Origin of the sequence: Mesorhizobium sp. M7A.F.Ca.CA.002.15.2.1, assembly GCF_003998715.1 — a bacterium.
GTDB lineage: Bacteria > Pseudomonadota > Alphaproteobacteria > Rhizobiales > Rhizobiaceae > Mesorhizobium > Mesorhizobium ciceri.
Genome location: NZ_RZPI01000280.1, coordinates 1 through 6,676, shown reverse-complemented (window position 1 = coordinate 6,676; position 6,676 = coordinate 1). Strand labels below are relative to the sequence as shown.

Here is a 6,676-nt window from a genome sequence, read left to right as displayed (position 1 = left end):
GCTCTACGATGCCAGCCGCGCCGGCGTCGAGATCGACCTTGTCGTGCGCGGCATCTGCTGCCTGCGGCCGCAGGTTCCGGGCCTGTCGGAAAACATCCGCGTAAAATCGATCGTCGGCCGTTTTCTCGAGCACAGCCGCATCTATTGTTTCGGCAATGGTTTCGGCCTGCCGTCGGACGAGGCGATCGTCTACATCTCCTCGGCCGACCTGATGCCGCGCAATCTCGACCGCCGCGTCGAAACCATGGTGCCGATCACCAATCCAACTGTGCATGAACAGATCCTTGGCCAGATCATGCTGGGCAACATTATGGACAATCAGCAAAGTTTCGACGTATTGGCTGATGGAACCTCCCGGCGCGTCGTGCTGGAGGAGGGCGAGGAACCGTTCAACGCGCAGGAATATTTCATGACCAATCCGAGCCTGTCGGGACGGGGTGACGCGCTGAAGTCGCATGCGCCCAAGCGCATCGCGCAGTTCAAGCGCCGCAAGAAGAACGCTGCAGCGTCCGGCTGATGCTGTCTGATTCTCAGGGCCGGCTGCAGGACCGCCGACCGCTGTCCATCATCGACATCGGATCGAACTCGATCCGTCTCGTCGTCTATGAGGGGCTGGCGCGCTCGCCGACCATGCTGTTCAACGAAAAGATGCTGGCCGGTCTCGGCCGCGGCATCGTTTCGACGGGCAAGCTCGACCCCGAGGCGGTAACGCGCTCGATGGAAGAGTTCCGCCGCTTTCGTGCGCTTTCCGACCAGGCGGGCGCCGAGCAGATGTATGTGCTGGCGACCGCGGCGGCCCGCGAGGCGGTCAACGGCCCCGATTTCATCCACCGCGCCGAGGATGTGCTGAAGACCGAGATCCGAGTGATCAGCGGTCGTCAGGAAGCGTACTATTCCGCGCTCGGCGTCATTTCCGGTTTCCATCCGGCCGATGGCATCGCCGGCGATCTGGGCGGCGGCAGCCTCGAACTGGTCGATGTCAGCGGCGAGGCGATCGGCGACGGCATCACGCTGCCGCTGGGCGGCCTGCGCCTGCAGGACATGGCGAAGAACTCGCTGACCCAGGCGGCCAGGATCGCGCGTGACGAACTGGCGAAGGCCAAGCTGTTGAAAGGCGGGCAGGGCAGGCCCTTCTACGCCGTCGGCGGCACCTGGCGAAATCTTGCCCGGCTGCACATGGAAATGACCAACTATCCGCTTGGCGTCATGCACCATTACGAGATATCGGCCGAAAGCGCGGCGAACTTCCTCAAGCAGGTGGCCAAGGCCGAGATCGAGAAGGTCAAGGGCATCGAAGGCGTTTCGAAGAACCGCCGTTCGCTGCTGCCCTATGGCGCCATCGTGCTGCAGGAGATCATGGCGGCGATGCAGCCGTCGAAGATCATCGTCTCGGCGCTTGGCGTGCGCGAAGGCTTTCTCTATTCGCTGCTCGACGAGGCCGAGCGGAAGGCCGATCCGCTGATTTCGGCCTCGGAGGAACTCGCCCGCCTGCGCTCGCGCTCCGTCACCCATGCGCATGAACTTGTCGACTGGACCGCCAAGACCTTTGCCGCCTTCGGCATCGACGAGACCGAGGACGAGGCGCGCTACCGCCACGCGGCCGCATTGCTGGCGGACATCGGCTGGCGCGCGCATCCCGAATACCGCGGCAAGCAATCGCTCAACATCATTGCGCACGCGTCCTTCTTCGGCGTCGACCATCCTGGCCGTGCTTTCCTGGCGATGGCCAACGCCTATCGTCACGACGGCATCTTCAACGAAGCCATCGCCCCCGAGATCAAGGCTCTGGCATCGCCGCGTTATCTGGAGCGCGCCCGCGTCCTCGCCGCGATGATGCGCGTCGTCTACCTGCTGACGGCGTCGATGCCCGGCATCATGCCCAGGCTGAAATGGGAACAGCGCGCCAACGGCGTGCTGGCGCTGGTCTTGCCGGCATCGCTGGCCGATCTCTATGGCGAGCGGCCGGCCGGGCGCCTGGCGCAGCTGGCCAGGATCACCAACCGCCGGCTGGTGCTGGCCGTCGAGGGTGGCCCCAGCATGTCAGTGAAATAAGGCGCTAGCTGCTAGCAGACCCGTGTCTTATCTGACTTAAGCGGAGACCTGCCGGTCGTACTTCGCCGGCGGCTTCGCCTTTGATGACCGGCTTCCCCCAATCCGTCGCTGCTTTGCAGCGCCACCTTTCCCCCCTCCGGAGGGAAAGGAAGGGAGCCTCGTTGGAAGAGCGTTGGCGGCAATAGGCTCGCGGCCTTCCTCTACCCCGTCGATCAGGGGAGAGGTGACTCGACGAAGCCGAGACGGAGTGGGGTCGATCAGCTCGGGCCCATCTACGCAAAAATATCAAACCGCGCCGCGCCCGTCGATCGACCATGCGCCGGCGCCGGCCATCGCCAGCGCTACAAACCCACCTGATATCGCAATGTCCTTCATCAGCATCTGCTGGTGCAGGAAGGCGAGCATCGCGTCGCCGCCGCCCTGGCCATAATGGCCGATGAAGCCGGCGACGATACAGAAGGCAGCGAGCAGAAGCGCTATGATCCGGGTCTGGAAACCGACCAGGATGAGCAGCCCGGCGATCAGTTCGAACAGTCCCGTGCCCCAGGCAGCAAGTGTCGGCAGCGGCAGGCCGAGGCCGGCGAAATAGCCTGTGGTGCCGGCGATGTCGCTCAATGCATGGAAACCGGAAGGCACGAACAGGGCGGCGAGCAGCAGCCGGGAGAGCAGGAGCAGCGCGTTGCGGGGCATGTTCACCTCCGTTGTCGGCCGCCGGCCGGCCTCGTCCCGATAGCCCCGATCCTATCAGAAACTCCGGCCGACAGATCGGCGGTCATGCACCAACAACGAAAAAGCGGCGCGGAAAATTCCGCGCCGCTTTCTTGTTCGGCTATTGCCGGGTCTTGGCTCAGCCGCGCTTGGCGTCGATCGAATAGGCACCGGCGCCCGAGGAAGCCAGCACGAGGAAGCCGCCCGCAATGGCGAGGTTCTTGAGAAACTGGATCATCTGCATCTGGTCGGCCCAACCGGTATGGGCGACCAAACCGGTAGCGACCGTGAAGACCGCCAGCACCCAGGCGACAATCCGGGTCTTGAAGCCGACGAGGATGGCGAGGCCGCCGAGAAGCTCGATCAGGCCGACGACGGTGGCCGTTACGGTCGGCAAGGGCAGGCCGAGGCTGCCGAAATAGCCCGCTGTTCCGCTAATGGCGGTGAGCTTGCCGAAACCTGAAAGCAGGAAGATGACCGCGAGCAGGACGCGGCCGAGGAGGATGGTGGTCGAGGCATTGGATGCGCCGGAACCGGCGACTGAAATGTTGGTGGACATGGTGGCTCTCCGGGATGGGTTGATGCCGGGGAGATAGAGCAAACCGACTGTTCACCAAAGCCACCAGACTGGCGACACATTGTTCACAGTACTTACGTTTCCGTGATCGGGCGGCCTGCGCAAAATTCGCTTCGGGTGAGGTCGTGACGGGAGTAAATTCTCCCCTCACGAAATACCGGGCTTTTGGTTGACGCAATTCCGGACCGAAAACCGCAGACACTTTTCCTGGAATTGCCTACCCCGGATGCGTCATATCCTCCGGCCGCACCAGCCGGTCGTAATCGGCTTCGCTGACCAGCCCGGTGGCGAGCGCTTCCTCGCGCAAAGTGGTGCCCTTCTTGTGCGCGGTCTTGGCGATCTTGGCGGCATTGTCGTAGCCGATGGTCGGCGCCAGCGCCGTCACCAGCATCAGCGAGCGGTCGAGTGCCGCCTTGATGTTGTCTTCGCGGGCCTCGATGCCGACGACGCAATTGTCGGTGAAGGAGACCGAGGCGTCGCAGAGCAACTTCACCGACTGCAGGAAGTTGTAGGCCATCAGCGGATTGTAGACATTGAGCTCGAAATGACCCTGGCTGCCGGCGAAGGTGAGCGCCGCATTGTTGCCGAACACCTGTACGCAGACCTGCGTCAGCGCCTCGCACTGGGTCGGGTTGACCTTGCCCGGCATGATCGACGAGCCCGGTTCGTTTTCCGGCAGCGACAGTTCGCCGAGGCCCGAGCGCGGGCCTGAGCCGAGGAAGCGGATGTCGTTGGCGATCTTGAATAGCGCGGCGGCCGCCGCGTTGATGGCGCCGTGCGAAAACACCATGGAATCATGGGCCGCCAGCGCCTCGAACTTGTTCGGCGCGGTGACGAAGGCGATGCCGGTGATGGAGGCGATGCGATCCGCGACCCTTTCGGCGAAGCCGACCGGCGCGTTGAGGCCGGTGCCGACGGCGGTGCCGCCCTGCGCCAGTTCCTGCAAGCCGGGCAACGTCAGCTCGATGCGCTTGATCGACGAAGCGACCTGCGCGGCATAGCCCGAAAATTCCTGGCCAAGCGTAAGGGGGGTGGCATCCTGCGTGTGCGTGCGGCCGATCTTGATGATGTGATTGAACTCTCTGCTCTTGGCGGCGAGTGCCTTGTGCAGGTGCTTCAGTGCCGGCAACAGATCGTGCACGATGCGTTCGGCGCAGGCGATGTGCATGGCTGTCGGATAGGTGTCGTTCGACGATTGGCTCATATTGACGTGATCGTTGGGATGCACCGGCTTCTTGGAGCCCATGACACCGCCCAGCATCTCAATCGCCCGGTTGGAGATCACCTCATTGGCGTTCATGTTGGACTGGGTGCCCGAACCGGTCTGCCAGACCACCAGCGGGAAATGCTCATCGAGCTTGCCGTCGATGACCTCTTGCGCTGCCTCGACAATCGTCTTGCCGATCGCCGGATCGAGCCGCTTGAGCTCCATGTTGGCTTCGGCCGCCGCCCGCTTGACGATGCCCAATGCGCGCACGATCGACGCCGGCTGCTTTTCCCAGCCGATCTTGAAATTGCCGAGCGAACGCTGCGCCTGCGCGCCCCAATACCGGTCGGCGGCGACTTCGATGGGACCGAACGTGTCGGTTTCGGTTCTGGTCTTTGCAGCGGTCACGGGTCTCTCCTTGTCGAAGTCGGCAACGGCGTATCGCGTTGCACAAACGGCTTCAAGCGGAGAATGCGGGCGGCGAGGATGCAAATCGGTTGAAGGCGCGGCGCGTCTCTCCTTCTCCCACAAAGGGGAGAAGGGAAGGACTGCGCAGTTTCGGCCTCTCACCCCAGCGGCGGACCGACAATGTCGATGCCGTTTTTTGCGCAAAGCTGCACCAGTGCCGCGATGATTTCCGGTGTTGGTTCCATCAGCGGCGGCAGTTCGGGCTGTTCGGCGGGACGGCTCGCCTGACGCAGCATCGTCTCAAAATCCGAACCGCGCGTGATGGTGAGGGTGCGCGCACCTTCCGGGGATTCGACCCGGTAGGTGTGCGGCAGGCCTTTCGGTGCGATGACGGTTTCGCCGGCGTCCGCAATGCGTTCGTGGCCGTCGATCTGAAAGCGCAATCTCCCCTCCAGGATGTGAAACACTTCGTCTTCCCTGCGATGCGCATGCAGCGGTGGCGAGTCGCCATAGGGCATGTGATGCTCGACGACGCAGGTGCCGTCCTCTCCTGCTATCGACGAGACGTGGATCGCGACGAGCGTGTTGTTGAACCAGAAGAGTTCCTTGCCTGTGATCGTGCCGGGGGTCATTGTCATGGCGTGTCTGATCCTTCTGTTGCCTGTGCCTGCTGGGCCGATGACGATCTAGCCAGGGATACGCCGACAACGGAAATCGAATGATCGTATGGGGCGAATTGATGCGATGAATTTGAACGCGCTCGACCTCAATCTCATCAAGGTGTTCGACGCCCTTCTGCGGGAGAGAAGCGTTACGCGTGCCGGCGAGCAGATCGGCCTCAGCCAGCCTGCCGTCAGCGCTGCGCTCAATCGCTTGCGACATCTCCTCAACGACCAGCTGTTCGTGCGACGGGGCAATGACATGATGCCGACACCGCGCGCCGAGAGCATGGCCGAGCCGTTGCGCGTGGCGCTTCGCGAGATCGAACGCGTCTTCCATTCGGCCAAGGCGTTCGATCCGGCGGAACTGGAGCGAACCTTCACGTTCATGGGGGCGGATTTCTTTTCCATGATGCTGATGCCAGCGCTGGCGGCACGCATCGCTGGCGCCGCGCCGCGCGCGTCGCTAAGGTTTCTCGATAGCGCGCGCGGCGATGTCTCGCGGCTGCTCCAGGAGGATGAAATCGACGTAGCGCTCGAGCGTCCGCTGGAGGTCTCCGACTGGGTCTCAAGCACGCCTCTGTTCCATTCACCATTCGCCATCATCGCCGCGCACGACAACGCTGCGATCAGGCAGGCGGGAATCATGGAAGGCAAGACTCTGCCGATCGACCTCTTCTGCGAACTGCCCCATATTCTTCGTTCTATCGACGGCTCGATGTCGGGCTCCACCGACGAGGCGCTCCGCAAGATCGGGCGAACGCGCCGTGTAAGCCTGACCCTGCCGCACTTTCAGGCTGTCGCATTAGCCGTGGCAAATGGAAACCACCTGTCGGCGGTGCCCAGGCAGTTCGCGGTTTGGGCGGCCGAGACCCTGCCGCTCGTCATCTTTGAACCACCGCTTCCCATTGCTGTTCCGGAAATCAGGATGTACTGGCACGCGCGCCACGACGACGAGCCACCCCATCGCTGGGTTCGCGATCAGGTCCTGGAGGCGGTAGGCGTACTTGGATTTGTAGAAAGTGGCGTCGCAGAAAATGTCGGCGCTTGGCGTGGCGCCCGGAC

General features: G+C 63.0%; 6 protein-coding genes and 1 pseudogene. 3 read left to right on the top strand and 4 right to left on the bottom strand.

The genetic code is table 11. The features are described 5' to 3' along the window. Positions 1-517: pseudogene (locus ENZ74_RS16940) on the top strand (RNA degradosome polyphosphate kinase); the annotation flags it as partial. Then, the gene (gene ppx / locus ENZ74_RS16935) at positions 517-2,052 is read left to right on the top strand and encodes an exopolyphosphatase (protein WP_013532415.1); all 1,536 of its coding nucleotides are present in this window, start codon (positions 517-519) and stop codon (positions 2,050-2,052) included. The pseudogene ENZ74_RS16940 and the gene ppx, both read left to right, overlap by 1 nt. Before the next feature lie 285 nt (positions 2,053-2,337). Here ppx and ENZ74_RS16930 read toward each other — a convergent pair whose 3' ends face one another. The 4 genes from ENZ74_RS16930 to ENZ74_RS16915 all read right to left on the bottom strand — a co-directional run bounded on the left by ENZ74_RS16930 (position 2,338) and on the right by ENZ74_RS16915 (position 5,590). Then, complete coding sequence (locus ENZ74_RS16930) at positions 2,338-2,742, bottom strand: DoxX family protein (RefSeq protein ID WP_013532414.1); 405 nt, start codon at positions 2,740-2,742, stop codon at positions 2,338-2,340. Positions 2,743-2,899: 157 nt separating this feature from the next. Then, positions 2,900-3,319 (bottom strand): DoxX family protein, encoded by a 420-nt coding sequence (locus ENZ74_RS16925; protein ID WP_013532413.1) that lies wholly within the window; start codon positions 3,317-3,319, stop codon positions 2,900-2,902. Positions 3,320-3,554: 235 nt separating this feature from the next. Then, on the bottom strand, positions 3,555-4,952 hold the full coding sequence (gene fumC, locus ENZ74_RS16920; protein ID WP_013532412.1) for a class II fumarate hydratase: 1,398 nt from the start codon (positions 4,950-4,952) through the stop codon (positions 3,555-3,557). Between the two features lie 158 nt (positions 4,953-5,110). Beyond that, a complete protein-coding gene (locus tag ENZ74_RS16915) occupies positions 5,111-5,590 on the bottom strand; it encodes a cupin domain-containing protein (RefSeq protein ID WP_013532411.1) in 480 nt (159 codons plus the stop codon). 88 nt (positions 5,591-5,678) lie between these two features. Here ENZ74_RS16915 and ENZ74_RS16910 point away from each other — a divergent pair. Continuing rightward, positions 5,679-6,676 (top strand): LysR family transcriptional regulator (locus tag ENZ74_RS16910; protein WP_245470967.1); only part of this gene is annotated, 998 nt, incomplete at its 3' end.

Bases quoted from the DNA above. Each gene is read 5' to 3' on its own strand.
- ENZ74_RS16915 (WP_013532411.1), bottom strand. From the start codon at position 5,590: ATGACAATGACCCCCGGCACGATCACAGGCAAGGAACTCTTCTGGTTC.
- ppx (WP_013532415.1), top strand. From the start codon at position 517: ATGCTGTCTGATTCTCAGGGCCGGCTGCAGGACCGCCGACCGCTGTCC.
- ENZ74_RS16925 (WP_013532413.1), bottom strand. From the start codon at position 3,319: ATGTCCACCAACATTTCAGTCGCCGGTTCCGGCGCATCCAATGCCTCG.
- ENZ74_RS16930 (WP_013532414.1), bottom strand. From the start codon at position 2,742: ATGCCCCGCAACGCGCTGCTCCTGCTCTCCCGGCTGCTGCTCGCCGCC.